This is a genomic window from Xanthomonas sp. WHRI 8393 (genome assembly GCF_040203315.1).
Classification (GTDB): domain Bacteria; phylum Pseudomonadota; class Gammaproteobacteria; order Xanthomonadales; family Xanthomonadaceae; genus Xanthomonas; species Xanthomonas arboricola.
The window spans coordinates 151,477-177,784 of the sequence record NZ_JBEGGL010000004.1; the positions used below are offsets into that span (position 1 = coordinate 151,477).

A 26,308-nucleotide genomic window follows, 5' to 3' on the forward strand; every position below is an offset into this window, starting at 1 on the left:
AGCCAGTGTCGGCAGCGCGCCGTTAAGTCCGTCAGCACGGCACGTGCGCGCGGTGTGGACGCGTTCGATTGGCGACGCGGCGTTGATGCGTGTGTCACGTCTGGATAACCCGCGCGCTCGCACTCTCGAATGCCACGCTGAATCGTTCGCAGCTCATGCGTGCAGCGACCATGCGACCCCGACAATCAACGATCGTGCCTTGCGCGATCAACCAGGAGACAACGATGGGAATTTTCAAGATGGTGACCGCCGGTGCAGTGGGCTACGTGGCTTACAAGGCATGGCAGCGTCGCCAGAACGAGTCCGGTGAAGCGGCCAGCCCGAAGAACAACGATCGCGATATTCAACCGCAGACGCTGCGTGCGCCGGCCAATGCGGGCAGCACGCCGCCGCATGGCGACCCGCTGCGTGATGCCGCTGCAATCTCCGGCGATCGCAAGCAGGCGCTTGGTGCGCTGGTGGTGTTCAACGAGCAGGAGCGCACGCTGGCGCAACTGGCAGTCGTCAAGGGACTCGGTGGCGAGACCTTGCAGTTTGCACGCAAGATGGACGAGGCCCATAGTGCGGCACTGACCGATCTCAGCCGGTTTGCACCGGATCGCAGCGGCACGCTGGCGCAGGCTGCAACCACTCGCGCTGACGGCACCCGCAAGCGTCTGGAAGGCTTGAACGGCAAGGAGTTCGAAACGCAGTACCTGCAGGCCAGCGTGACCAGCCATGAGCAGGCGTTGACGTTGCTGGATGCGCAGCTGGCCAGCGAGCCGGGTTCGAGCGATCTGGGCAAGGAACTGCAGCGCGCACGCGAGACCATCGCCCAGCATCTGGAGCATGCCAAGTCGCTGCGTGCCAAGTCGAACCAGCCGCACTGATCAGGCAGCGATGTTGATCAGGCACCGCGTGATGCGCGGTGCGATGCAGGCAACAGGCAGCTTCGGCTGCCTGTTGTCGTTATGGGCCTGCGTGGGGCGTGTCGACCCGATTTGCTGCAGACCTGCAGCATGCTCGGCCGGTACCGGGCGATCGCATCGCGAGGGCGTCTTCATGACGCATCAGGCGCAGCCTGCTCGAATCCCGCCGCCTGGCGTTGCCACAGGCCATCAAACGCACCACCGTGACCACGCAGCTGTGCCGGGTTGCCGTCTTCGACCACGCGGCCTTCCTGCAGCACCACGATGCGATCGAAGCTGATTACCGTGGACAGGCGATGCGCCACCCCCAGTACCGTGCGGTCGCGCATCAGGTGATCCAGCGCGGCCTGGATTTCCGCTTCCGACTCGGTGTCCAGTGCCGAGGTGGCTTCGTCCAGGATCAGGATCGGCGCGTCCTTCAGGAACGCACGGGCGATGCCCAGACGCTGGCGTTGACCACCCGAGAGCATGACCCCGCGTTCGCCGACCTGGGTGTCTTAGCCCTGCGGCAGCTGCCGGATGAAGCCATCGCAGAATGCATGCCGCGCGGCGTCCTGCACTTCCGCATCGCCGGCCTCCGGGCGGCCGTAGCGGATGTTGTCGGCAATGCTGCGATTGAACAGCGCGGTTTCCTGCGGAACCACCGCAATCTTTTCGCGCAGGCTGTCCTGGCTGAGGCTGCGATGTCCTGGCCATCGATCAGCACGCGTCCGGATTGCACATCGTCCAGGCGCTGGATCAGCGCGATCAAGGGGGACGTGCCGGCACCGGAGGGCCCGACGATGCCGACCTTCTGGCCGGCAGGGATGTGCAGGTTCAATCCGTCCAGCACCGCCGCCCGCTCCGGATAGGCAAAGCGCACCTCTTCGAACCGCACATCGCCCTGGGCCAGGGCCAGCGGCGCGTCCGCATCGACGATGGCATGCGGTTGCAGGATGATCTGCAGCGTGTCGGCGATGGCGCCCAGCTGCTGGGTGGTATCCACCAGCGTCAGCGCCAGGTCGCGCGAGCCGTGCAGGATGCGGAAGGTCAGCGCGCTGACCAGCACCACGTCGCCCGCGCTCACCGTGCCGGCGCGCCGCATGCTGATCGCCCACATCAGCATGCCGCCGGCCATCACCGACAGGCAGATGTCGTGGATCACGCGGGCCTTTTCCACGTACATCCAGCTGCGGCGGTGGGCGACCGCCTCGTCGCCGATCTGCTCGGCAAGCCGCGCGCTTTCACGGTCGCGCGCCGTAAACGCCTTGATCGTCCACACAGTGGACACTGCATCCACCAGCTCACCGCCCACGCGCGCGGCCTGCCGCCTCGCTAAGCAAGCGAGGCGGGCTTTACGCGCAGCTGCAGCGCTGGACAGCGTTACAGCGTGACCGCGCCACCGGCAATGGTGAGCAATGTGCCCGAGGTGTAGCTGGCGGTATCGGCTGCCAGCATCACGTACGCCGATGCCAGCTCGACCGGTTGCCCGGGGCGGCCCATCGGCGTCTGCCCGCCGAAGTTTTCCACCGACTCCTCGTCCATGCCGGCGGGAATGAACGGCGTCCAGATCGGACCCGGCAGCACCGCGTTGACGCGGATGTGCCTGTCGGCCAGTACGCCCGCCAGGCCAATCGTCAAGTTGGCCAGCGCGCCCTTGGTAGCGGCATACGGCAGGATGTTCGGCGTCGGCTTCTTGGACTGCACCGAGGCGGTATTGATGATGGAGCCGCCGTCTTTCATCAGCGGTACCGACAACTGCACCAGGTGGAACACGGCATGCACGTTGGTGTCGAAGGTCTTGCGCCATTCGTCCAGCGTGATGTCTTCGAAGTTCTCAAAATACTTCTGATAGCCGGCGTTGTTGACCAGGATATCCAGGCCGCCGAACGTGCTGTTGACCTGTTGGATCAACGTAGCCGCCTGGGCCGGGTCGCTGATGTCGCAGCCCACCAGCAAGGCCTTGACGCCGGCCTTTTCGATCAATGCGCCGATTCTGGCGGCGTCTTCCTGCTCGTCGGGAAGATAGGCGATCGCCACGTCGGCACCCTCGCGTGCATAGGCGATCGCCACGGCCGCACCGATGCCGCTGTCGCCGCCGGTGATCAGGGCACGCTTGCCGGTGAGCTGCCCATGACCGACATAGCTGTCTTCGCCGTGATCCGGGCGTGGGTCCATCTTCTCGGTACGCCCGGGGAAGTTCTGCTGCTGCGGCTTGAATGGCGGGCGCGGGTAATTGGGTACGGGCATTTCAGTCTCCTGGCGGTTTGACGCATCACGATGAACGGCAGTGTGCGTGCGCAGACGTAAACGGGCGGGCTAGGCGATGTCGGCGGCGTGTGTGTTGACGATGTCGCCGCCTGTGCATGCGGCGATTGCTTCACGCCATCGCGCAGCTTTGTTCACTGCTGTGCAATGCATGCCGGCCTAGCGTGGGCTCACGACCACAAACGCAGGAGAACGACGATGGGCAGCGAACCGAAAAAGCCATGGGGCCCGGACGACGACCAGCAAAAGCCGTTTACGCCGCAGGAACAGCGCAACGAGGATGTCGAGTGGAAGGTGCACGACATGCCCGACGAAGACCGCGATGTGAACAAGGCCGACCCCGAGCACGATTATGAGCGACCGGACGGGTCCGAGAAGCGCTGAGTTGCGCTCGACGCTGCAGTTCCGGCGTTCGCGATGCAGGCACATGCAACTCTGCCGTCGTGTCACAGCGCCGGCCTTGGCAGCTCCATGCACGTTTTCTCCACGGCCGGTGCGTAGGCTATTGGCAACACAGCGCACCCGACGGCTCGCGGCCAGGCGTGCACAAGGCATCCACCGGCAATGATCCACGTCGGCGCGAGCCGACAGTCCAGCAGGCGCGTCGTAGCGCAAGCCAAGCGAGCTGATCCGTCAGCTCAGTCCAACGGCACCCGTGTCCGGGTTGCCCTCCATCTCCCGCAAACCTTGCGCTCCTTGGCGTTTCGCCCAAGACGACGCGCTGACCGACCCCGACCATGACGCTTGGCACTGGCGTAATCCAGCGCCGCCATGCGTACTTCGGTCGACCATTTACGGCGAGCTCGACTTGGGGGGAGCGGGCGCCATACGGCCGGATGGCCGTGACACGGATGTGCCATCTCGTGGTGACGTACAGGCGCGTTTTTCGCGCAGCCGTCACAATTCTCAACTGAACATGTATTAGTCATTGCGGACAGAAGCGCCCATGGACCGTCTTTCCTGCGCCATCATCGACGACGACGTGGAGTTCTGCGATCAGGTGGTTGAGTTAGCCACCGATAGCGGCTTCCGTGCCAAGGGCATCCACACCCTTGGCGAAGCCAGCCGTTGGCTGGACAGCAACTTCCCCGACCTGTTGGTGGTGGACGTTGGTCTGCCCGACGGTAGCGGTTTCGATCTCATCGAACGGCTCGACCCGGATCACACGCCGCAGATTGTGGTGGTTTCGGGCGATTACGCCTACGAAACCCAGGGCCGCGCGCAGCAGTTCGGCGTCAGTGAGTTCCTCACCAAGCCGTTTGCGCCCGAGCGGCTGGAGCGCGTGCTCGGCGGCCTGCGCGACGCGCAGCAGGGCAATCTGGGCATCATCGGCAACAGCGACAGCATCGTGCTGCTGCGCAAGGATATCCTGCGCGTGGCGCCGACCGATCTGAATGTGCTGGTGACCGGCGAGACCGGCACCGGCAAGGATCTGGTCGCGCGCGCGATCCACCGGGTCTCCGGCCGGCGTGGTCGCTTCGTGCCGGTCAACTGCGGTGCCATTCCCGAGGAGCTGCTCGCCAGCCAGTTGTTCGGCCACGAGCGCGGCAGCTTCACCGGTGCCGATCGTCGGCACGCCGGCTTCCTGGAGCAGGCCGCCGATGGCACGCTGTTCCTGGATGAGATCGGCGAGATGCCGACCCGCCTGCAGGTCTACCTGCTGCGCGCGATCGAGTCGCGCAGCTTCATGCGCGTGGGAGGCAGCGAGGAGATCCCGCTGGACGCGCGCGTGGTCGCGGCAACCCACCAGCATGTGCAACGCGAGCACGGCGTGCTGCGCGAGGATCTGTTCTACCGGCTCAACGAGTACCCGATCCAGGTGCCGCCGCTGCGCGAGCGTCGTGGCGATGCGCGGCTGCTGGGCCTGCGCGTGATCGATGAGCTCAACGTCAAGTACGGCACCCGCAAGCTGCCGACCAAGTCGTTGCTACGCTATCTGGCGTACCACACCTGGCCGGGCAACGTGCGCGAGCTGCGCTCGTTCATCCGCTATCTGTACCTGCGCGCGGACGGCGATCTGCTGAGCGCGCCGGATGTGGTGCAGACCGTGCCGCAGGCCGACGAAGACGGCTTGCTGATTCCGGCGGGATGGACCATGCGCCAAGCCGAGGACGCCATGATCGAGGCGGCACTGGCGCGCACGCGTTTCAACAAGAAGGCAGCGGCGCGCGAGTTGGGGATCAGTGTGCGCACTTTGCACAATCGGCTCAGCGACAAGGACGCGTAGTGGGCGATGCATCCCAGGGGCGGCGGCGCGAGCTGCTGCATCAGTTGCGCAACCGCCTCAACGTGATGGGCTTTGCGTTGTATGCGTTACGCAACGAGACCTCCAAGCCCATGGAGACCCTGCGCACTACCCATCAGTCGGCGGTGGAGTTGCTCAATCAACTGGGCGAAGAAGAGCGCGCCCTGCGCCAGGACGATGCGATGTCCACCGACAGCGCCGATCAGTAATGCTCGGCAGGCTGGGTCTGGTTGCTGAGCAGGGCGGTGATGGTGCGCGGGTTGTAGGGCTTCATGCAGTACGACAGGTGCGCAAAGCGCGGCGGTAGCGTGTAGCGGTCGTAGCCGGAGCAGAACGAGAACGGCACGCCGCGCTCCAGCAGCGCATCGGCGACCGGAAACACCGGTTGGCCACGCACGTTGACGTCGAGCAAAGCGCCGTCGATGGTCTGGCCGGAGGCCACCAGCGACAATGCCTCCGGCACATTGCCCACCGGCCCGAGTACATAGACGCCGGCTTCCACCAACAGATCGTTGAGCGATTCGGCCAGCAGATAATCGTCCTCGACCACGAGGATGCGACGGCCGTTGAGTGGATTGTCCTGCATGGCGAGCTCCTGGAGCGGTGGCGCTGTCTGGCGACGCGCAAGCCATAGTGCGCGTCGCGTCGGTTAACGCCGCGCGTAAGCAGGCGCTTCCAGAACCGGTCGTGCAAGGCAGCTGTACCGCTCAGACCCCGCGTAGCAGTAGAGGCGGGTTTGCGCCATCATTGACGATTGCGCCTCACACCCGACGCGATCGATGCGATGACTGACGACGACACTTCCTGCGACGACACCACAGCGCCCCCCGTGCACGACGCCGTGGCGCCACCGCCGTTATTCGTTCTCGGTGTCGGCGCCGATGGCCTGGATGCCACCCGCCTGGCCGAGCTGCTCGACGCGGTCGCCGGGGCGCCCAATCTGGTCATCATGCTGTTGCTGCGCGATCGCCACTTGCTGGACGAGCCGCGCCTGCGCGAGTTGCTCGGCCCGCAATCCAGCCTGCTGCTGGCGCCGGAGGACGGCGATGCGCTGCATCCCGGGCGCATTTACCTACCGCCCAGCCAGACCCTGGTGACCCTGGAAGAAGGCCGGCTGCGGCTGCGCCCGTTGGAGGAAGCCAGCGATCACGGCTTGATCGACAGTTTCTTCGTTTCGATGGCGCACGACCAGGACGGCAACGTGATCGGCCTGATCATGGGCCGCTTCGATGGCGACGGCACCCTGGGCACCGCCGCGATCAAGGAATGTGGCGGTCTGGCGCTGGCGGTGGACGACCCGTCGTTACATGGCATGGATCTGCGCAGTGCCGGCAACCCGGCCGCCATCAGCGACGACATCCTGCCGCTGCCGCGCGTGGCCGCACGTATCGCCGCGCATATGCAACGCCACCATCGCTTCGGTCATCCGGCACCGGTGGGCGTGCGCAACGGTAGCGAGAACGATCAGCTCAGCCAGGTCGCCAGCATCCTGCGCAATGCCACCGGCCATGATTTCCACGGCTACAAGCGCGCCACCTTCCTGCGCCGCGTGCAGCGACGCATGCAGGTGGTGCAGGTGGACACGCTGGAACAGTATCTGGAGCAGCTGCGCAGCCGCTTCGACGAACCGCTGCTGCTGTTCAACGATTTGCTGATCGGCGTCACCCAGTTCTTCCGCGACCGCCGCGAGTTCGAATTTCTGGAACAGCAGGTGATTCCGCGCCTGTTCCAGGGCAAGCAGCCGGGCGATCACCTGCGGGTGTGGGTGCTGGGTTGCTCCACCGGCGAAGAGGCCTATTCGTTGGCGATGCTGTTGCGCGAGCATGCGCAGACGCTGGACGTGGCGCCGCGCATCCAGATCTTCGCCAGCGACATCGACGGGCGGGCGTTGGCCATCGCACGGGTGGGGCGTTATTCGTCCAGCATCGTCGCCGACGTGGGGCCGGAGCGCCTGCAGCGCTGGTTCGTCAAGGAGGGCGATACCTATGTGGTGAGCAAGCAGCTGCGCGAGCTGTGCGTGTTCTCGCAGCACAGCATCGTCAAGGACCCGCCGTTCTCGCGGCTGGATCTGGTGTCGTGCCGCAATCTGCTGATCTACCTGGACGCCGAGCTGCAGAACCGGGTGATCCCGGTGTTTCACTTCGCCCTCAAGCCCGGCGGCTATCTGTTCCTGGGCAACGCCGAAAACGTCTCGCGGCATGCCAAGTTGTTCGCACCGGTGGAGCGCAGCTTCCGCGTGTTCCAGAAGATCGATGCCGACAGCCGCATGCATGCGACCTTCCCGTCGTCTTCGCTGGGACTGGACGGCCATGCACCGGCGGCCAACCGCCAGCAGCACAGCGTCAGCAATGCACTGGTGCGCGCCGGCGAGCGCATCGCCGATCGCTATGCCCCGGCCTATGCGGTGCTGGACGAGCATTTCGACGTGCTGCATTTCTCTTCCCAGGCCGGGCGTTTCATTCGTCCCGGCGGCGGCGCACCCAGCCTCAACCTGCTCAACCTGGTTCACCGCGACCTGCGGCTGGAGTTGCGCAGCGCGCTCAGCCGTGCCGAAGCGGACATGACGCCGGTGCAGGCCAGGGGCATCCAGATGCACGAGGACGCGGCGACCCTGGCGGTGGACCTGTTCGTGGAGCCGACCTCCGATTCGGACGTGCCGCGCGGCTATGTGGTGTTGTTCCAGGAAGTGGAAGCGCGTGAACTGGCCGAGCTGGCGCCGCCGAAAGATACGGTGTCCGACAATGCGCACGTGCAGGCGCTGGAGAACGAGCTGCGTATGACCCGCGAGCGTCTGCAGTCGATGATCGAGGAGCTGGAAAGCACCAACGAGGAGCTCAAGTCCTCCAACGAGGAGTACCAGTCGCTCAACGAAGAACTGCAGAGCGCCAACGAAGAGCTGGAAACCTCCAAGGAAGAGCTGCAGTCGGTCAACGAGGAGGTCACCACGGTCAACGGTGAGCTGGCCCACCGCGTGCAGGAACTCGCGCATGCCAACAGCGACCTGAAGAACCTGCTGGAAAGCACCCAGATCGCCACCGTGTTCCTGGACAACGAGCTGCGCGTCACCAACTTCACTCCCGCGGTCACCGACATCCTGCCGCTGGTGGAAAGTGACATCCACCGGCCGATCAGCAACATCAAGCTGCACGTGGCCTACGATGAACTGCAGGACGATGTGCGCCGGGTGATCCGCACGCTGGCGGTGCTGGACCGCGAGGTGGAAAACCCCGCCACGCGCGCGCGCTACATGGTGCGCGTACTGCCGTACCGCACCGTCAACAATTTCATCGGCGGTGCGGTGTTGACCTTCATGGACGTCACCCCGCTGACGCGCGCCGAGCGCGCGTTGCGCAGCAGCGAGCAGCGGCTGCGCACCTTGATGGAAGGCATTCCGCAACTGGTGTGGCGCTCGCTCGATGGCGGCCGCTGGACTTGGTCCAGCCCGCAATGGTCCAGCTACACCGGCCAGCGCGATGGCGAGAGCCTGGAACTGGGCTGGCTGCAGGTGGTGCATCCGGACGAGCGCGAGCTGACCCTGAATGCCTGGCATGACAGTGCGCGTACCGGCGGGCTGGATGTGGAACACCGCCTGTTCAACGCAGCCGAAGACGGCTACCGCTGGTTCCATACGCGCAGCGCGCCGGTGCTGGACGAGCGCGGCCAGGTGCTGGAATGGCTGGGAACCTCGACCGAATCGGACAATTTGCGCCGCCTGCAGGACGAACAGCGCGTGCTGGTCAGCGAATTGCAGCACCGCACCCGCAACCTGATCACCGTGGTGCAGTCGGTTGCCAAGCAGACCGTCCAGACCAGCCACAGCATGCCGGAATTCGCCGGCAGGTTCGACGACCGGCTCTCTGCGTTGTCGCGTGTGCAAGGACTGTTGTCGCAGTCGGACAACGAGCCCACCACCATCGGTGCGCTGCTGCGCATGGAGCTGGATGCGCTCGGCGCCGAGCCCGACCAACAGCGCATCGTGGTGGAAGGCCCGGATGTGGCGCTTCGCAAGTCCACGGTGCAGACGCTGGCGCTGGCGCTGCACGAACTGGCAACCAATGCGCTCAAGTACGGGGCGCTGGCGGTGGAGACCGGCACGCTGTCGGTGCGCTGGGACGTGGTGTCCACCAACGACGCCTCTGCGCGTCTGGTGCTGTCGTGGATCGAGGAAGGTGCCAGCCAGCAGCGGCGCGACGACCGCGACCAGGCGGGCGGATTCGGCCGCCGTCTGATCGAAAAGGCGCTGCCGTACAGCCATGGCGCACAGACGCGTTACGAGCTCAGCGATACACGCCTGGAATGCGAGATCCAGTTGCCGTTGACCTCGCTGCACGAGCGCTAGAGACCTGCACGCGCGCGTGCAGTCCGTGCGCACTTCGGCAGGCGCGGCCATGCCGATGTGCAAAATGCTGCGCATCCCGACGCGCCCCTCACGGAAATTCCTGCGCGTGCGTGCACATGTTGCGACGGATTCGCACCTCGCAACGATGCCGATGCCACGGCCGTCATGCAGGACCATTGCGGTGCATCAGTGCGCGGCATCCCTAAAACTTGGCGCGTATTGTGCGTAGCTCCTGCTGTCATCCAGATGCACAGTGGAGTAAACATGATTACGCGCATTCTTCAGTTGTCGGGCCGCGTTGCGAGCAATGCCTGGGTCGAGATCGGTGTCGGTGCCGATGCCGACATTCTGGTTGCCGACCGTGGCGGCAAGCGCGAGGAGCGTGCAACCTTCGGTCGACGTGCTCCGGGACAGCAGCGCTCGATCAATACCCAGGAGCCGGAGTGGCTGGGGCGCGTGGACCTCGCCATCTGGGAAACCCAGCGCTGCCTGATCCCGCTGTGTGGCTTTGTCTGCGCCGCATCGGCTGATGGCGCCACGTCGGCGACCTGGCTGAGTCAGGACGGTGGCGCGCTGTACGCCGCGGGCCTGCGCAATGTCATGGATATCGGTGGCCGCCTGCAGATGGGGTTCTCGTTGCTGGTCGCTTCCTCGACCAGCCTGCCGACACAACGCCCGTTATGCGTCGAAGGCGATGCCACGCAATGGCTACAGGTCAGTGGCGAGGAGGCCATGCGTCATCTGCTGCCATGGCGGTTGGAACGCTGCACCACCGCAGCAGGCGTGCGTCCGGAGTGGGCCAGCGAAGCGCATGCCCAGCAGGCCGCGCCGGTGTGAGAGGCGCGGGCACGCAGTGATACCAAGAGGCCCGTCGGGCCTCTTTTCTTTTCAGTCCTCCGGTAACCCTTACGCATTCGTCTACGTCTTGTATCGACCCACCCGTGTTGCATGGGCGTCGCAAATCACGCGCCGACGTTGTCGCGATAACCACCGCAAGACGACCAACTGCATGCAGCCCGCTGTCCACAGTAGGTTACGCATTAAAAAGCCCGGATCGCGAACGACCCGGGCCAGTCTCGGCAACTGCTAGCGCTGAAGATCAGCGTTGGATGTCGCCGGTGGTGGAGCCGGCACCCGGGCCTGCGCCCAGGTCTGCACCGGTCACCCGATCCAGTTCCGGATTGGACAGCAGGCGCAGCGACATCGCGTCCAGCGCTTCGGTCTGGGTCGCATCCAGCGCAACCGTGGCCGAACCATCGCCACCGTCGACTGCGGACTGCAGCTCACGGTCTGCCACCACATCCCACTGCTCGCCGGCATTCCACGGGCCGACCGTATCGCCTTCGCCCTGCGACATGTTGTAGTAGATGTCGGTGAAGCGTGGGTCGCCCGGCAGCTTGCCCGGCGGGAAGTTCGGCTCGATCGAATACAGCGCCTTCTCGAACGACTTCTGGTGCGCCACTTCGCGCGTCATCAAAAAGCGCAGCGCATCCACGATGCCCGGATCATCGGTGACGGTGATCAGGCGCTCATAGACCAGCTTGGCGCGTGCTTCGGCAGCGATGTTGGAGCGCATGTCCGAGGTCGGGCAGCCGATCGAATCGACATAGGCCGAGGTCCACGGCACGCCACTGGAGTTGACCAGGGCCGGGCCACCGCCGTACAGGATCTGCTGGGTGTGGCTGGTGCTGTTCTGGGTCATGGAGCGCATCTCCATGGCCTCTTCCATGCCCTCGGACAACACGGCCTTGGGGCCCTTGTTGAGCATGGCGATGATCGAGCCGATGATTTCCAGGTGGCTCAGTTCTTCGGTAGCGATATCGAACAACAAATCCTTGCGGCCCGGATCGTCTTCGCCCAATGCCTGGGTGAAGTACTGCATTGCTGCAGCAAGCTCGCCTTGCGGTCCGCCGAACTGCTCGAGCATCAACGTGGCCAGATCCGGATTGGGTTCGGCCACGCGAACGGTGTACATCAGACGCTTGTTATGCATAAACATGGATGGTATTTCCTGGCTGGCGCCCGACGACGACTGCAACGCGGCATGCGCGCAGAAACCTGAGGCTGGCTACGGGTGGGGGTTGCCCGCGGAATGCGGGCAAACGCAGGCGGGAGCGCCGCCCGCGCGGTGCATCAGGCCGCTTTGCTGGCCTTGGATGCCTTTTGATTGCCGCCTTGCTCGGCGAGCAGGGTCAGCTTTTCATCGGTGGCCTTTTCTTCTTCCAGCGTGGAAAGCAGCAGGCTGACCGCATCGGTATAGCCCAGCTGCTTCGCAATCGCAGCGATGGTGCCGTACGAGGCGATCTCGTAATGCTCCACCTTCTGTGCGCCGCCGATCAGTGCCGCATCGCGTACCGGCCCTTCTTCGATCTCGTCGATCACCTCGCGGCTTTCCTCGACCAGGCCTTCCATCGCGGCACACTTGATGCGCTTGAGCTTGATGCCGAGCAGTTCGACGATCTGGTCGATGCGTTCGATCTGGCCCTGGGTTTCCTCCAGGTGCAGCTTGAACGCTTCCACCAGCTTGGGTTCGGTGGCCGCACGTGCCAGACGCGGCAGCGATTTGGTCAACTGCTTTTCTGCGCTGTAGATGTCCGACAGCTCGTGGACGAAAAGCTCTTCAATTGTCTTGATCGCCATGGGCGGCTCCTTTGGATGGATAGGTAGATAAACGATGCGGTGCAGCGTGTGTGCGTCTTGCCTGCGCTTGCGTGCGAACCAGCTGCATCGTCACTGCGGCATCGCAGTGCCTGGCGTGACGCCAAGCCCGCAATGCAGCGTTGTTGTCGTGCTTGCTCACGCTGCCTCGCATGGTCGCTACGCTAATCGTCGGCGTGTTAGCGCGATCGGTGGATGCGGTGATGCCGAGGCGATAACGACCTGTGCCGTGAGCGGCGCGGTGATGATGCGCATGCAATCGATTCGCCAGCGCCGAGCCACGGCAATTGCACTGCAATCGACCGAGGTTGATGCCGGCTCCTCGAGATGCATGCGCACAACGCACACCGCGGCCTTGCATGCGGCACCGGTGCGCCTGTGCCGTTGTCGATGCCATTGCGCGGATGTCGATGCGCACGCGCAGCGATTGCACCGGCACCGTGCGGCATGCACTGCCGGGAATGCACTCTGTTGCAGACCGATGCGCTACAACCGATGGCTCGTTCTTGCCCCTGGAGCTGCCATGACGCCGTTGGACAAACCGTTACGCCGCGAGCTGCAGATCGGCGAGCAGGCCTATACCCTGGTCATCGACCCGCAGGGCTTGAAGCTGGTCGAAAAAGGCCGACGCAAAGGCGTGGCCTTGCGGTGGGACGAGCTGGTCAGCGGCGATGCCGCACTGGCCCGCGCGCTGCAGGCCTCGCTCGGCGAGTCCTGAGCGCAGCGCGCGGGAAAACTGCCTCAGCGCGCAGGAAACAACCGTGCCAGCTCGCGGACCGCTGCTGCAGACGCGGCGTGATCCGGCGTGGCATCGGGGTTGTTGAAATCGTGAGCACCTTGCGACTGCACCAGCAAGCCATCGCGGCGTGGCACCACATTGAGATTGTGGCCGCGCCAGACCAAGCCGTAGGTCACTTCCGGTTGCGGAATCAGGCGCGCGGTCTGCCCACGTACCGGGATGACGCTGTCATCGCCAAGCAGTGCACGCGCGCCATAGCCGGTGGCATTGACCAGGATCTTCTCGCGCAGCTGGCCGAACTGGCGCGGATGCTCGAAGTTGCGCGTGTACAGCTCGCCGCCGGCCCGCAGGAAGTCGTCCATCAGCAGGCGCGCGTAGGCGCTGAGGTTGAAGGTCAGCTGGCTGTAGCGGCGCACGAATGGCACCGGAAATGGATGACTGCCGGGCGCAACCGGTTGCGAGCGCGGACCGAGATCGTCAAGCAGGTCGCGCTCCAGCGGCGGGTAGTCCGGCTCATGCGCTTCGGCCGATGCGCTCGGTTGATCGAACGGCACATCCGACAACGCATAGCCATCGCGCCATTCGATCGGCTCGCCCGGCAGGCCCAGCAGGGTCTGGTAGCGGCGAAACGAAATGCGCGCCATCTCTTCCCAGCGGGTCCTGAAATCCGCGCTGGCGTGCTCGCTGGTGCACACGCGCGAGTCCGGCGACCACACGCCGGTAGCGTAGAACGAGCGCACATCCGGCAGGCGCTCGCGCGCATAGATGCGCACGCGCAGGCCCGCACGTTGCGCCACCAGCGCGGTGGTCAGCCCGATCGCGCCGCAGCCGATCACCGCCAGCTCGCGCGCATCCGCATCGGCGGCCTGCACCAGCCGCAGCGCATGCTCGGCCGCGCCCCACGACAGCGACCACCCGCTGCCGCCATGTCCGTAGTTGTGCACCACCATCTTGCGGCCGATGCGCTCGGCCTCGATCCGCGGCCCCTGTGCACGGAACGGACGGGTGCAGCCGTTGATCGCGATGATGCGATCCACCGCCGCACGGATCGGCGCCAGCGGCGGCGCTGCGGCGAACTGGTCGGGCGAGGCGCCCGGCGGCATGGCGGGTAGCGGCGAAGACGGCGTAGCGGCCACCTCGCCGGTCGCGGCCCAGCTCCCGGTGGAAGCGGCCGCGAGCGCGAGGCCGGCGCTGTGCAGGAAATGACGACGGTGCATGCGGCTCCTGAGCGATGTGCAGAAAGTGATTGGGGTAACGGCGCCTGCGTGACCGGCCACGCGTAGCGCGCGGTGCAGTACCGGTAAACGCCAGGCCCTGCGCTGCGCGCCAGCGACAGGCACCCCGCAGCATCGTCGGTCGCGCACGCCGAGCATACCGCGCGCATCTGTGCCTGCCACCGTCGATCAGGCAGGTTTCGCACCGCGATCCGGGCAGTTGAAGCCGCGCCAGCGGCCATTCGTCGCCCGGGGGCGTTCGCCCGATCGCTTGCCGGCTATGCTCGCCGCGTCCCAACCCAACGAGCTCCCACCCGTGTCTGCCAGCGTCTTCCTGATCGTGCGTATCGTGTTCGCCTGGGCCGCCGCGTTGCTGGTGGCCGCGATCATGTGGGCGCAGTTGTTCGGCTCCACCGGCGCCTTCTTCGGGCTGATCTGCGTGGTGCTGCTGACATTGGCCCTGATGAGTGCGATCACGCATGTGCGCCGGGTGCGCCTGATCGCCGGGCGGCTGGATCACGACACCTTGTCGACCCGCCAGCGCCGCCAGATCGAGGTGCCGCTGGACGTGCAGGCCAGCTTTGCCGTGGTCGAAGAGGCCGTGCGCGCGTTGCCGCGCGTGCAGGACATCGAATGCGCGCCCGGCAGCCTGCTGATCCGCGCCAAGGTGCGCCGCATCGACCCTTACGAAGGACGTCAGCCCTCGCGCTGGAACCTGTTCGCGCGTTTTGCGATCAAGCGCAACCAGGTGCTGGTGACGATCACGCCGGGGCAGGGCACCAGCAGCGTCACGGTGTTGTGCGAACCCGACGCCGGTGCCTGGGTGGACCTGTTTGCGGTGGACGAAGGCAGCAATTACGAGAATGCCGAGGCGATCAATCGCGCGGTGGTGCGCCGGGTCGGCGAGCAACGTCGCGACGAGCAGGCCGCGGCCGAGCAATCGGTGATGGAAAAGGAACTGGCGGTGGCCCGCCTGAACCTGCTGCATGCGCAGGTCGAGCCGCACTTTCTCTACAACACGCTGGCCAGCGCACAGGTGCTGTCACGCACCGACCCGCCGCGCGCGGAGATCATGATCGGGCACCTGATCCAGTACCTGCGCAGCTCGCTGCCCAGCGCCGACGGGGCCATCTCCACCCTGGGCGAGGAACTCGAACGCACCCAGGCCTATCTGGAAATCCTGCGCATCCGCATGGGCACGCGGCTGGTCCTGCAGGTGGAGGTGCCGTACGAGCTGCGCGCGCTGCAACTGCCGTCGATGATGCTGCAGACCCTGGTGGAGAACGCGATCAAGCACGGGCTGGAACCCAAGCCCGGCGGCGGCACGATATGGATCCTGGCGCGTCGCGTCGACGACCATGCCACGCTGACCGTGGCCGACGATGGCCAGGGCTTCGGCACCCACACCCAAGGCACCGGCATCGGCCTGAAGAACCTGCGCGAGCGGCTACAGTTGATCTACGCCGGCAAGGCCAGCTTTGCCATCGTGTCCAATTTCCCCAGCGGTGTGGCCGCCACCATCAGCCTGCCGCTGCCGGCGCCGATGACCGCCACACGCATGCCGCCGCCGTTGCCAGGCACGCACAGCTCCACCGCGCAGGTGCAGGCATGAGCGCGCTGCGTGCGGTGATCGTCGAAGACGAAGCGTTGCTGCGGCAGTCCCTGCTCGCGCTGCTGGCCGAGGTGTGCCCGCAGCTGCAGGTGGTGGGCGAATGCGAAGACGGCGCCGGCGCGCTGGAGACCATCGCCGCGCAGCAGCCGGATGTGGTGTTCCTGGATATCCGCATGCCCGGGCTCACCGGCATCGAGGTGGCGCGTGCGCTGCGCGAGGTCAGCCCGCGTACCCAGGTGGTGTTCGTCACTGCCTACGACCAGTACGCCATCGACGCGTTCGAACACGGCGCGGTGGACTATCTGCTCAAGCCGATCAGCCGCGAGCGCCTGCAGGCCACCTGGCAGCGCGTGCAGCAACGCGCTGCCGCCGGCCAGCCGGACGGCCAGCTGCTGGAGGCCTTGTTGCAGCGACTGTCCGCGCGCCCTGCTGCCGCCAGCGCCGCGCCGCCGTTGGCCTGGCTCACCGCCAGCAGCGGCCGCGAGACGCGCCTGATCGCGCTGGACGAGGTGGCGTATTTCCAGGCCGACCAGAAATACACCACGGTGATGACCGCCGCCGGCGAGGCGATCCTGCGCACGCCGCTGCGCGAGTTGCTCGACGTGCTGGATCCGCAGGTGTTCAAGCAGATCCACCGCTCCACCATCGTCAACATGAAGGCGGTCGCCTCGGTGGTGCGCGAGGACACCGGCAAGGGCCGGCTGGCGCTGCGCGGGCGCAGCGAAACGCTCACCGTCAGCCAGCCCTTCATGAGCCTGTTCCGCGGCATGTAATTCCCCCGATCGCATCGACTGAAAGGATTGCTGATATGCGCCTGATCGCCTCCCTCGTGTATTGCCTGCTTGCCTTGGCCGGTTGCCACGACCGCAACGGCACCACCTCCATCACCCGCGCTACCAGCAATGGCCAGGACGTGATCTTCAGCAAGACCCTGGCCACCGCCACCGACCTCAATGTGCACTGCCTGGCCAGCAGTAGCGGTCGCTGCCATTACCTGGTGTACGAGGAACACTGCGCCGCGCCTGCCGCGAGCAACACGACGGGTACACCGGCCTGCGCACGCAGGACGCTGGACAGCTTTGCGCTGACACCCGGGCAGGTGCGCGAACTGCGCGGCATTCCGCGTCAGGCGCACACCTGTGTGGATACCAGCGCGCCCAGCGCCGATTGCCATGGCTGAGCGGGCCTTGCAGTCCTTGCTCGGCGGAAACATGTTTCAACTATGTAGCAAGCCATGCTGCAACCGGACGCAAGCCTGAATACGCACTGACGATCAGCGGCCGCTTCTGCGATCATTGCGGGCTTGTTGCCGGTTCACGGCGTCCTCACTGCCAGGCTTCTCATGTCCGAACAATCGCTACGCCGCGACGTTGGCCCCTTCGCCCTCATGCTCACCGGCCTGGGCTCGATCATCGGTTCCGGCTGGCTGTTCGGTGCCTGGCGCGCTGCCGGCCTGGCCGGCCCCGGTGCGATCTGGGCCTGGATTCTGGGTGCGGCGATCATCACCACCATCGCGCTGTCCTACGCGGAACTGGGCGCGATGTTCCCCGAGTCCGGCGGCATGGTGCGCTACAGCCATTACTCGCACGGCTCGCTGGTGGGCTTCATCGCCGGCTGGGCCAACTGGATCGCGATCGTGTCGGTGATCCCGGTCGAGGCCGAGGCCTCGGTGCAGTACATGGCCTCCTGGCCATGGGCCTGGGCGCAGGGACTGTATGTGCAGGCACCCGGCGGGGCGGGGGAGTTGTCGGTGCCCGGCCTGCTGATCTCGGCGGTGCTGGTGCTGGTGTATTTCTTCCTCAATTTCTGGAGCGTCAAGCTGTTCGCGCGCTCCAATACGCTGATCACCGTGTTCAAACTGGTGGTGCCGGCGGCGACCGGCGTGGCCCTGATCGCCAGCGGCTTCCATAGCGAGAACTTCAGCGTCGGCATCCACGGCGATGCGCACGTGATCGACCTGGCCGCGGTGCTCACCGCGGTGGCTACCGCCGGCATCGTCTTCAGCTTCAACGGCTTCCAGAGCCCGGTGAACCTGGCCGGTGAAGCGCGCAACCCGGGCCGCAGCATTCCGTTCGCGGTGCTGGGCTCGATCGCGCTGGCCACGGTGGTCTACGTGATCCTGCAGGTGGCCTACATCGGCGCGGTGCCGCCGGACCTGCTGGCCAAGGCTGGCTGGCACGGCATCGATTTCCGCTCGCCGTTCGCCGAGCTGGCCATCATCGTCAACCTGCATTGGCTGGCGATGCTGCTGTACATCGATGCGTTCGTCAGCCCCAGCGGTACCGGCATCACCTATACCGCCACCACCGCGCGCATGGTCTACGGCATGGAAAAGAACGGCACCATGCCGTCGGTGCTGGGCAAGCTGCACCCGGTCTGGGGCGTGCCGCGCATGGCGATGTTCTTCAACCTGGCGGTGTCGTTCGTGTTCCTGTTCTTCTTCCGCGGCTGGGGCACGCTGGCGGCGGTGATCTCGGTGGCGACCATCATTTCCTACCTCACCGGCCCGATCAGCGCGATGGCGCTGCGCCGGCACGCGCCGGAGCTGCATCGCCCGCTGCGCATCGCCGCGCTGCCGGTGCTGGCCGGCGTGGCCTTCGTGATGGCGACCGAGCTGCTGTACTGGGCGCGCTGGCCGCTGACCGGCGAGATCATCCTGCTGATGGTCGTGGCGCTACCGGTGTACTGCTACTACCAGGCCAAGCAGGGCTGGCCGGATCTTGGGCGCAACCTCAAGGGCGCGGCCTGGATGATCTGCTACCTGCCGACGATCGCGCTGCTGTCCTGGGCCGGCAGCAGCGACTTCGGCGGCCATGGCTATCTCAGCTACGGCACCGATCTTGCGGTAGTGGCTGCGGTCGGCGCGGTGTTCTACATCTGGGGCGTGCGCAGCGGTTGGCGCACCCCGTCGGTGGAGAAGGCCGTCGCGCAGGCGTGAGCGCCTGATCGCTGATTGCTGCTGAAACAAGGCGTCTGTCTCCGGGCGCCGCAAACGGGAACGGCCGGTGCACTGCACCGGCCGTTTTTTGTTGGTCGTCACGCACGCGATGGAGTGCAGCGACCGGCGCCGCCTGGCAGCGCACGCCGTGTTGCGATCGGACGTCGGGCAGATCAATCAGGCCGTTTCGTCAGGCGCGCGGCATTGCCGATGCCTTGCGGCAACCACCGCATCCATCGCCACACCGCTACGCCAGCGTCCCCGCCGCCGCGCTGTGGGGAGCGGTATTGGTCACCAGCCGCGGCGCACCATCGAAGCGGTCCAGATCACGCAGCAATTCGGTGTAGCGACGCAGCCGCCCCATCTCGCGCATGTTGACGATGTCCTCGTGGCGCAGCTCGCGCTTGGAACTGACCTCCTGCTTGTAGCGCAGCACTTCCGGGTAGCGACGGGTCATGTCCAGCGCATCGGCCACGCATTCGACCGAATCGGCATCCGGGGTGACCCGTGCACGGCTGTTGAAGGCGCGCAGCCAGCGTTCGAAACCGGCGCTGTGGTCGAACAGATCGGCGATGTACCACATGACGAACAGGATCGACGCCCACGAAGTAAAGATGATCACCACGCGGCTGAAGGTCAGGTGGTAGTCGTTCTGCCACAGCTGGTGGGTGATCACGCCCAGCAGCACCAGCGAGATCGCCTGCCAGCCGATGATCGAGGCGATCACCCACTGTTTCTTGGCCACCTTGAGCAGATTGAGCTCCTGGTCGAGCTGTTCGTCGGTCTTTTCGCGCCAGTGCGCGACCTGCTCGTCGAAGGAGAGCCGATGGAGTGCGTTATCCTGCAATAGCAGGCCCAAACCCTGGAACAAAGCGATCATGACAAGCTCCTGACGGATGGCTGGTACGAACGACTTGCTGCACCCGGCAACGCGCCGGTGCCCTGGAGCGACCGGGCAGCGGCTGGCAGTGATGCTGGCCGGTACACGGACGGCCCTAGTTCTAGCACTTTCGCCGTGCTTGGCAATGCCTGCTGCGCGCCGAAGGCCAGCCAATCCTGCGTACCGGCGCACAAATCGCAGTATTCAGGCGCTTTGCAGCGTTTGCCGGGCGATTGCAGCTGCGGTGCGCCGTGATTCTTGTTGCACTGCACACTCGCACCTGCGTGATTGCCTCCGCGGCGGTTGCGACCGGCGCGACCCAGTCCGGCGTACAGATCACGTGAGCGCCGCGCAAGCACGCATGCCGCGCAAGGTCCAGCGACAGGCAGGCAAGCACCCGTCGAGACGATCGGCGCGCATCGATACGAACAGCGCACACGGCGCCGCCTTTCACCAATCCCAATCCCCAATCCCCAATCCCCAATCCCAGCCCCTCAGCACCACGACGCGGTCTTGCAACCGCCTAGGTATCCTTGCGCGCATGTCAGCCGTCCTGCGTACCCTCACTGCTCCCGCCGCCAGGCAGATCCATCGCTGGGTGCTGGGCGCGTTTCCGCGTGGCCAGAGCACCATCGACTACGACCAGCCACTCGGGGATCCCGGCATCTTCGGGCCCGACAGCGTCACCTGGCGCGTGCATTCCGAATTCCCAGGCATGTTGTCCGGCGGACTGTGCGCATTGATGCTGCAACTGCTGCATCCACGCGCGCTGGCCGGGGTCTACGACCATTCCAACTTCCGCGCCGATTTGATCGGGCGGTTGCGGCGCACCACCAATTTCGTCGCCGGCACCACCTATGCACCGCGCGCCGAGGCCGAGCAACTGATCGCCCGCGTGCGCAGCATCCATTCGCATATCCACGGCCACACCGCCGACGGCGTGCCGTACGACGCCAACGACCCGCAGTTGCTGACCTGGGTGCACGTCACCGAAGCCTACGGTTTTCTGCAGGGCTGCCGACGTTATTGCCGCGACGTGCCGGCGCACATCGCCGATCGTTACTACGACGAAGCGCGCCGCGTCGCCGAAGCGCTGGGCGCTGCCGATGTGCCCGCCAGCGAAGCACAGGTCGATGCGTATTTCGCCACCGTGCGCGGGCAGTTGCGCATGGACACGCGCTCGCGCGAGGTGCTCGACATCCTCACCAGCATCCAGTTGCCGGTGCCGGCGGCCGGTCTGTCGCGCGGGGTGTTCCTCGGTGCCGGTACCGCCCTGTTGCCGGGCTGGGCCAGCGACATGCTCGGCCGCACCACCACGCAGCGCGCACAGGCACATGCGTCGGCGCGGCTGTTGCGCAGCCTGTCGCCCCTGTTCCGCACCGCGCTACGCGACGGGCTGTCCGCACGCGCCTGCCGCCGCATGCAGCTGCCGCAGACGATGTTGCTGGAGTGGCCCGGGGAGCAGTGAGTGCGGGTGCTTGCCTGGTGTGCAGGGTGGTGATGTGACGCGGGGTGGGGGTACGGTAGAGAGAAAGTGCTCCAGCCCACGGATCCCGCGCTACGTCCCACGCAGCAGCCATCACCGCGAAACACCAGCTACCAGATCCGCACCCGCTGCTCGGGCGGCAGGTACAACTGCTCGCCCTGCTGCACATTGAACGCCGGATACCAGGCATCGAGATTGCGCACGGTCTGCGCGCGGAAGCGTCCGGGTGCGTGCACGTCGGTGAGCACGGCATTGCGTAGCGCCGCGTCGCGGTACTTGCCGCGCCAGGCCTGGGCAAAGCCCAGGAAGAAGCGCTGGTCCGGGCTGAAACCGTCGATGGTCTGCGGCTGTTTGCCCTGCAACGACAGCTGATAGGCGTCGTAGGCAGTGGCCAGGCCGGCGACATCGGCGATGTTCTCGCCCAGCGTCAGCTTGCCGTTGACGCTCAGGTCGTCGAACGGCTTGTACGCACTGAACTGCGCGGCGAGCGCATTGCCGGCGGCCTCGAACTTTTTCAGGTCCTGCGGCGTCCACCAGTTGTGCAGCTCGCCATGCTCGTCGAACTGCGCGCCCATGTTGTCGAAGCTGTGGCTGATCTCGTGGCCGATCACCGCGCCGATGGCGCCGTAGTTCACCGCATCGTCGGCGGCCGGGTCGAAGAACGGCGGCTGCAGGATCGCGGCCGGAAACAGCAGGCGGTTTTCCAGCGGTACGTTCAGCGCGTTGACCTCCTGCGGCAGCATGTACCACTCGCGGTGATCCACGGCCTTGCCCAGCTTGGCCAGATTGCGCCGGTACTCGAACAGCTCGGCGCGCTGCACATTGCCCAGCGCGTCGTCGCGGCGCACATCCAGCGCGCTGTAGTCGCGCCAGGTGTCCGGATAGCCCACCGCCACCGTCAGCCCGGAAATCTTGGCCTTGGCATGCTGCTTGGTCTGCGGGCTCATCCACTCCAGCGCATCGATGCGTTTGCCGAAGGCGGTGACGATATTCCTGACCATCTCCTCGGCACGCGTCTTGGTCTGGGCGCTGACGTACTTCTGCACATAGCGCTCGCCCACCGCTTCGCCCAGGGCCGCGTTGGTGGCGTCGATACCGCGCTTCCAGCGCTGCCGTTGTTGCGGCGTGCCTTCCAGCGTGGTGCCGTAGAACGCAAAGCGCTCATCGGCAAAGGCCTTGGACAGATACGGCGAGGCGCGGTCCAGCGCGCGAAAGCTCAGGTAATCCCTCCAGGCCTGCAGCGACTCGGAGCGCACCAGCGCCGACAACCCGGTCACCGCGCCGGGCTGCCAGACGATGAAGTCCTGCTGCGCCTTCATGCCGGCCGCTTCGAAGAACGGCGCCCAGTCCAGGCCGGGCGCGTTACGCGCAAAATCGGCCTGTTTCCAGGGGTTGGCGCCTGCCTGCACGTTGTTGGTCTGTTCGGCGGTGGCGTGCACGCGCGCCATCGCGGTTTCCAGGGCCAGGATCCGCTCGGCCCTGGCCGCCGCGTCATCGATGCCGGCCAGTTCCAGCAGTTTGACGATATGCGCGCGGTAGGCGTCGCGCATCTGCGTCATGCGCCCGTCGTCCAGATAGAAGCTGCGGTCCGGCATGCCCAGGCCGCCCTGCACCAGATACGGCACGTAGCGGCCCGGATGATGCAGATCCTGCGAGATCCACAGACCGAATAGCCGGTCGGTATGGAAGTTGGTGGAGTTGAGCAGATCCACATCGGCGCGCAGCTGGCCGCCCAGGGTGCGCGCCAGCGCCTGCTTGTCATCCAGCTGCGCAATCGCGTCCAGTTCCGGTTGCACCGGGCGCACGCCCTTGGCCTCGATGCCGGCTTCGTCCATATAGGCCGCGTAGTAATCGCCAATCTGCTTGTCTTCGCCGGTGACACGGTCGTTGGCGGCGGCGCCCTCGATGATGTCGCGGCTGTGCTGCTCGGTCTCGATCGCGATGCTGACGAAGCTGTTGAAGCTGGAGCGGTCGTCCGGGATCTGGGTGGTCCTGACCCAGTTGCCGCTGGCGTAGCTGAAGAAGTCGTCGCCTGGTGCCACGCTGCGGTCCATGCCTGCCGCATCGAAACCGAAATCGCCCAGCTTGGGCGTGGTGGGCGCGGGCTTTGCTTGCGCCGTCGTTGCCGGTGAGGTGCCATCGCGGTGGCACGCGGCGGTGCTCAGCAGGGCAGCCGACAGCGCAGCGATCAGGACAGGACGGTGCAGAAGAGCCATGCGAGTGCAACTCGGAAACGAAAAACAGACATACCAGTGTAAATTGCCTCCGTCGCCACGTCCCGACGCGATGGCAGCGCGCGGCCGGCATGGCGGCCTGCGGACACGCGCGGTTCAGCGCCGGCGCTGGTACCAGAAACCCAGCGCATCGCGGGTCTGCAGCATGCCGCGCCCGCGCCATAGAAAGCGCAGCAGCAGGCTCAGGTGCTCGCGCTTGGAAAAGCTGCGCAGCTTGCGGTCGGAGGTGTGCACGGTCTGGCGCAGGATCACGAACCGCCCGCAGCGCGCCAGCGCGCGACTCAATGCCACGTCTTCGCCAGCGTAGTAACGCGTATCGAAGCCGCCGGCGTTGACGAATGCCGCGCGCGTACAGAACAGGAAGCAGCCCGGGGCAATGCCGCTGAGACGGAACAGCCAGCCGAACGTCGCCTGCGCCATGCGTTCGAACCAGGCGCGCCTGCCCTGCAGATGTACCTGCGCGCCACCGCCGACCGCGCCTGCATCCAGCGCCGCCAGCGCCGCGCCGACCACCTGCGGGTTGATCAGCGTATCGGCGTCCAGAAACAGCAGGCGATCGCCCTGCGCCTGCTGCACGCCGGCATTGCGGGTGGCGGCGATATGGCGCAGTTGCACCTCCAGCACCTGCGCACCGGCCGCGCGCGCGATGGCGGCGGTGTCATCCTCGCAGGCATCGGCCACCACGATGACCTCGTAGTCCAGCTGCATGGCCTGCGCACAGGCGTGCAGGCATTGCAGCGTCTGGCCGATCAATACGGCCTCGTCATGGGCGGGGATCACGAAGGACAGCATGGCAGGACGTGTCACTCGGACGGTGGTGATGCCAAGTGTGCGAGCCATACCGGTGCGATGGCGTGAGCGCATGCAATCGCCGCACAGCTGCGACTGCGTGCACTCACGTGAGCACGCTCAGCGGCTGAGCGCGCCCATCATCGCTTCCGGATACCGCGTACCGGACGCGGCCTGCAACGGGAAGATCGCATCGATGCGTGCGAGCTCGTCCGGCATCAGCGCCACATCGAGCGCGCCGAGGTTTTCTTCCAGGTAGGCCAGCCGCTTGGTGCCCGGGATCGGCACCAGATCCTGGCCCTGCGCCAGCACCCAGGCCAGCGCCAGCTGCCCCGGCGTGATGCCTTTGTCGGCCGCGATCGCCTTGACCTGCTCCACCAGTTGCAGGTTGCGGGTGAAGTTCTCGCCCTGGAAACGCGGCGAATGGCGACGGTAATCGTCGGCCTCGAAGTCGTCCGGCGAGGCGAATGCGCCGGTCAGGAACCCGCGGCCCAGCGGCGAATACGGAACGAAGCCGATCCCGAGCTCGCGCACGGTGGCGAAGACGCCGTTGTCCTCGGGCTCGCGCGACCACAGCGAGTATTCGGTCTGCACCGCGGTGATGGGATGCACCGCATGCGCACGGCGGATGGTGGCTGCAGCGGCTTCCGACAGCCCCAGGAAGCGCACCTTGCCCTGTTCGACCAGACGCGACATCGCACCGACGGTGTCTTCGATCGGCACGTTGGGGTCCACGCGGTGTTGGTAGTACAGGTCGATGTGCTCCACGCCCAGGCGGCGCAGGCTGGCTTCGCAGGCCGCCTGCACATAGTCCGGGCTGCCGTCGATGCCGCGCACCGACGGGTCGTTGGGGTCGAGCTTGATGCCGAACTTGGTGGCCAGGAACACTTCGTGCCGGCGTGCGGCAATGGCCTTGCCGACCAGGATTTCATTGGTGTGCGGGCCGTACATGTCGGCGGTGTCGAGCAGGCTGACGCCGTGGTCGAGGGCGCGATGGATCACTGCGATCGAGCCGGCCTCGTCGCCGCGATCGCCGTAGAACGCGCTCATGCCCATACAGCCGAGGCCGAGCGCAGAGACGGTGGGGCCGGAACGGCCAAGCGTGCGGGTTTGCATGGTGGAGGAAACTCCGTGCGGCGAACAAGTCAGGGGAGGATGCGGCGGCGCGCGTTAGCACGATGTGGCCCGTGCGATGACGGCGCTGTGGGCGGCTGGCGGGCTGCCGTGGCGTCCGCTGGGCGCACAGGCAAACGGCGTACAGCCAAGCAGTCGGCAGCACAGCGCAAAAAATCCGGGCGCGTGACGCGACTCCACGCAAAACCCGCGCATGGCGGCAGGCCAGGGCCCACCGCCATGCGCGGGTGTTCTTACGTAGGCGCTACCACTGGCCGCTTCAGCCCTTGAGCTTGCCGGCGAATTCGGCCACGCGCTTGCCGAGCAGCTTGGCGGTTTCCAGATCGCCGCTGCGCGGCGCTTCTTCCGGCGAGGCATCGGAGGGCGAGATCGCCAGCGCGCCTGCCGAGCCGGCGGTCCAGTTGATGTCCTGCGGACCGTGCGCCTTGGTGTTGGACGGCAGCAGGCCGGTACCCACCCAGACCTGGCCGTGCTGCTGCGACAGCGTCCAGAAATACTGGATGGTGGCGTACTTGTCGCCGTTCACCGAGGCCGAGTTGGTGAAGCCGGCGGCGATCTTGTCCTTCCAGGCCTGCGCAAACCACGGCTTGGAGCTGGCGTCGGCAAACTTCTTGAACTGCCACGCCGGCCCGCCCATGTAGGTGGGGCTGCCGTAGATGATGGCGTCGGCTGCGCCGATCGCCTCCCAGGCGTCGTCGGGCAGGTTGCCGTCCTGATCGATGCGGTACAGCGTGGCCTCGCCGACGCTGGCGGCGCCGGCATGCACGGCTTCGGCCAGTTTGACGGTGTGGCCGTAGCCGCTGAAGTAGATGATGGCGATCTTGCTCATGCGCAGTCCTGTTGATCCGGGTGGGGGCCCGATTGTGACCACACATGCCGTGTCAG

General features: G+C 65.9%; 23 protein-coding genes and 1 pseudogene. 12 read left to right on the forward strand and 12 right to left on the reverse strand.

Features of this window, described 5'->3' with window-relative positions:
- Nucleotides 1-224 precede the first annotated feature (224 nt).
- Nucleotides 225-869: a DUF4142 domain-containing protein gene (locus tag ABQ137_RS14985; RefSeq protein WP_349783079.1), complete on the forward strand. Its 645-nt coding sequence runs from the start codon at nucleotides 225-227 to the stop codon at nucleotides 867-869.
- Nucleotides 870-1,039: 170 nt separating this feature from the next.
- On the opposite strand, the gene ABQ137_RS20700 is transcribed toward ABQ137_RS14985, so the two are convergent.
- The 3 genes from ABQ137_RS20700 to ABQ137_RS14995 all read right to left on the reverse strand — a co-directional run bounded on the left by ABQ137_RS20700 (nucleotide 1,040) and on the right by ABQ137_RS14995 (nucleotide 3,137).
- A complete protein-coding gene (locus ABQ137_RS20700; RefSeq protein ID WP_503021225.1) occupies nucleotides 1,040-1,378 on the reverse strand; it encodes an ATP-binding cassette domain-containing protein in 339 nt (112 codons plus the stop codon).
- Nucleotides 1,327-2,169: an ATP-binding cassette domain-containing protein gene (locus ABQ137_RS14990; RefSeq protein ID WP_503021226.1), complete on the reverse strand. Its 843-nt coding sequence runs from the start codon at nucleotides 2,167-2,169 to the stop codon at nucleotides 1,327-1,329. The genes ABQ137_RS20700 and ABQ137_RS14990 overlap by 52 nt, the downstream gene beginning before the upstream one ends.
- A 101-nt stretch (nucleotides 2,170-2,270) precedes the next feature.
- Nucleotides 2,271-3,137, reverse strand: a complete 867-nt coding sequence (locus ABQ137_RS14995; protein ID WP_349783081.1) for an SDR family oxidoreductase — start codon at nucleotides 3,135-3,137, stop codon at nucleotides 2,271-2,273.
- 216 nt (nucleotides 3,138-3,353) lie between these two features.
- Between ABQ137_RS14995 and ABQ137_RS15000 the strand changes: the two genes are divergently transcribed.
- From ABQ137_RS15000 to ABQ137_RS15010, 3 genes are all read left to right on the forward strand, one after another.
- A complete protein-coding gene (locus ABQ137_RS15000; RefSeq protein ID WP_016900925.1) occupies nucleotides 3,354-3,539 on the forward strand; it encodes a hypothetical protein in 186 nt (61 codons plus the stop codon).
- Between the two features lie 562 nt (nucleotides 3,540-4,101).
- On the forward strand, nucleotides 4,102-5,382 hold the full coding sequence (locus tag ABQ137_RS15005) for a sigma-54-dependent transcriptional regulator (RefSeq protein ID WP_046344551.1): 1,281 nt from the start codon (nucleotides 4,102-4,104) through the stop codon (nucleotides 5,380-5,382).
- Nucleotides 5,382-5,609 carry a hypothetical protein gene (locus tag ABQ137_RS15010; protein ID WP_024938476.1) on the forward strand — a complete coding sequence of 76 codons (228 nt, stop codon included), beginning with the start codon at nucleotides 5,382-5,384 and terminating at the stop codon, nucleotides 5,607-5,609. Before ABQ137_RS15005 ends, ABQ137_RS15010 begins: the two co-directional genes overlap by 1 nt.
- Here ABQ137_RS15010 and ABQ137_RS15015 read toward each other — a convergent pair.
- Nucleotides 5,603-5,986 carry a response regulator gene (locus ABQ137_RS15015; protein ID WP_024938475.1) on the reverse strand — a complete coding sequence of 128 codons (384 nt, stop codon included), beginning with the start codon at nucleotides 5,984-5,986 and terminating at the stop codon, nucleotides 5,603-5,605. The genes ABQ137_RS15010 and ABQ137_RS15015 overlap by 7 nt on opposite strands.
- A 198-nt stretch (nucleotides 5,987-6,184) precedes the next feature.
- Here ABQ137_RS15015 and ABQ137_RS15020 point away from each other — a divergent pair, with 198 nt between their 5' ends.
- Both ABQ137_RS15020 and ABQ137_RS15025 read left to right on the forward strand, forming a co-directional pair.
- On the forward strand, nucleotides 6,185-9,739 hold the full coding sequence (locus tag ABQ137_RS15020; protein ID WP_181140928.1) for a CheR family methyltransferase: 3,555 nt from the start codon (nucleotides 6,185-6,187) through the stop codon (nucleotides 9,737-9,739).
- A 264-nt stretch (nucleotides 9,740-10,003) separates the two neighbouring features.
- Nucleotides 10,004-10,576, forward strand: coding sequence for a hypothetical protein (locus ABQ137_RS15025; protein WP_016900920.1), 573 nt, complete (start codon nucleotides 10,004-10,006; stop codon nucleotides 10,574-10,576).
- A 262-nt stretch (nucleotides 10,577-10,838) separates the two neighbouring features.
- Here the strand turns inward: ABQ137_RS15025 and ABQ137_RS15030 are convergent, their stop codons facing one another.
- Both ABQ137_RS15030 and ABQ137_RS15035 read right to left on the reverse strand, forming a co-directional pair.
- Entirely contained in the window at nucleotides 10,839-11,738 is a 900-nt protein-coding gene (locus tag ABQ137_RS15030; protein ID WP_024938472.1) for a manganese catalase family protein, read from the reverse strand.
- 134 nt (nucleotides 11,739-11,872) lie between these two features.
- On the reverse strand, nucleotides 11,873-12,379 hold the full coding sequence (locus tag ABQ137_RS15035; RefSeq protein WP_016900918.1) for a YciE/YciF ferroxidase family protein: 507 nt from the start codon (nucleotides 12,377-12,379) through the stop codon (nucleotides 11,873-11,875).
- A 541-nt stretch (nucleotides 12,380-12,920) separates the two neighbouring features.
- Here ABQ137_RS15035 and ABQ137_RS15040 point away from each other — a divergent pair.
- Entirely contained in the window at nucleotides 12,921-13,115 is a 195-nt protein-coding gene (locus ABQ137_RS15040; protein WP_039513305.1) for a hypothetical protein, read from the forward strand.
- A 23-nt stretch (nucleotides 13,116-13,138) separates the two neighbouring features.
- On the opposite strand, the gene ABQ137_RS15045 is transcribed toward ABQ137_RS15040, so the two are convergent.
- Nucleotides 13,139-14,353 carry an FAD-dependent oxidoreductase gene (locus tag ABQ137_RS15045; RefSeq protein WP_184519368.1) on the reverse strand — a complete coding sequence of 405 codons (1,215 nt, stop codon included), beginning with the start codon at nucleotides 14,351-14,353 and terminating at the stop codon, nucleotides 13,139-13,141.
- Nucleotides 14,354-14,666: 313 nt separating this feature from the next.
- Between ABQ137_RS15045 and ABQ137_RS15050 the strand changes: the two genes are divergently transcribed.
- The 4 genes from ABQ137_RS15050 (at nucleotide 14,667) to ABQ137_RS15065 (ending at nucleotide 18,900) form a co-directional block, all read left to right on the forward strand.
- Nucleotides 14,667-15,962 carry a sensor histidine kinase gene (locus ABQ137_RS15050; RefSeq protein WP_184519372.1) on the forward strand — a complete coding sequence of 432 codons (1,296 nt, stop codon included), beginning with the start codon at nucleotides 14,667-14,669 and terminating at the stop codon, nucleotides 15,960-15,962.
- A complete protein-coding gene (locus ABQ137_RS15055) occupies nucleotides 15,959-16,735 on the forward strand; it encodes a LytR/AlgR family response regulator transcription factor (protein ID WP_349783085.1) in 777 nt (258 codons plus the stop codon). The genes ABQ137_RS15050 and ABQ137_RS15055 overlap by 4 nt, the downstream gene beginning before the upstream one ends.
- Nucleotides 16,736-16,770: 35 nt before the next feature.
- Complete coding sequence (locus tag ABQ137_RS15060; protein ID WP_065032928.1) at nucleotides 16,771-17,142, forward strand: hypothetical protein; 372 nt, start codon at nucleotides 16,771-16,773, stop codon at nucleotides 17,140-17,142.
- 162 nt (nucleotides 17,143-17,304) lie between these two features.
- Nucleotides 17,305-18,900 carry an APC family permease gene (locus tag ABQ137_RS15065; RefSeq protein ID WP_024940772.1) on the forward strand — a complete coding sequence of 532 codons (1,596 nt, stop codon included), beginning with the start codon at nucleotides 17,305-17,307 and terminating at the stop codon, nucleotides 18,898-18,900.
- Between the two features lie 247 nt (nucleotides 18,901-19,147).
- Here the strand turns inward: ABQ137_RS15065 and ABQ137_RS15070 are convergent.
- Nucleotides 19,148-19,869: pseudogene (locus tag ABQ137_RS15070) on the reverse strand (hypothetical protein).
- A gap of 452 nt (nucleotides 19,870-20,321) precedes the next feature.
- Here ABQ137_RS15070 and ABQ137_RS15075 point away from each other — a divergent pair.
- Nucleotides 20,322-21,248, forward strand: coding sequence for an oxygenase MpaB family protein (locus ABQ137_RS15075; RefSeq protein ID WP_160955157.1), 927 nt, complete (start codon nucleotides 20,322-20,324; stop codon nucleotides 21,246-21,248).
- A gap of 128 nt (nucleotides 21,249-21,376) precedes the next feature.
- On the opposite strand, the gene ABQ137_RS15080 is transcribed toward ABQ137_RS15075, so the two are convergent.
- The 4 genes from ABQ137_RS15080 to ABQ137_RS15095 form a co-directional block, all read right to left on the reverse strand.
- Entirely contained in the window at nucleotides 21,377-23,446 is a 2,070-nt protein-coding gene (locus ABQ137_RS15080) for a M13 family metallopeptidase (RefSeq protein WP_184519698.1), read from the reverse strand.
- A 150-nt stretch (nucleotides 23,447-23,596) separates the two neighbouring features.
- Complete coding sequence (locus ABQ137_RS15085; protein ID WP_184519701.1) at nucleotides 23,597-24,292, reverse strand: glycosyltransferase; 696 nt, start codon at nucleotides 24,290-24,292, stop codon at nucleotides 23,597-23,599.
- 117 nt (nucleotides 24,293-24,409) lie between these two features.
- A complete protein-coding gene (locus ABQ137_RS15090; protein ID WP_349783088.1) occupies nucleotides 24,410-25,405 on the reverse strand; it encodes an aldo/keto reductase in 996 nt (331 codons plus the stop codon).
- A gap of 277 nt (nucleotides 25,406-25,682) precedes the next feature.
- The gene (locus ABQ137_RS15095) at nucleotides 25,683-26,252 is read right to left on the reverse strand and encodes a flavodoxin family protein (protein WP_039518741.1); all 570 of its coding nucleotides are present in this window, start codon (nucleotides 26,250-26,252) and stop codon (nucleotides 25,683-25,685) included.
- Nucleotides 26,253-26,308: the final 56 nt, after the last annotated feature.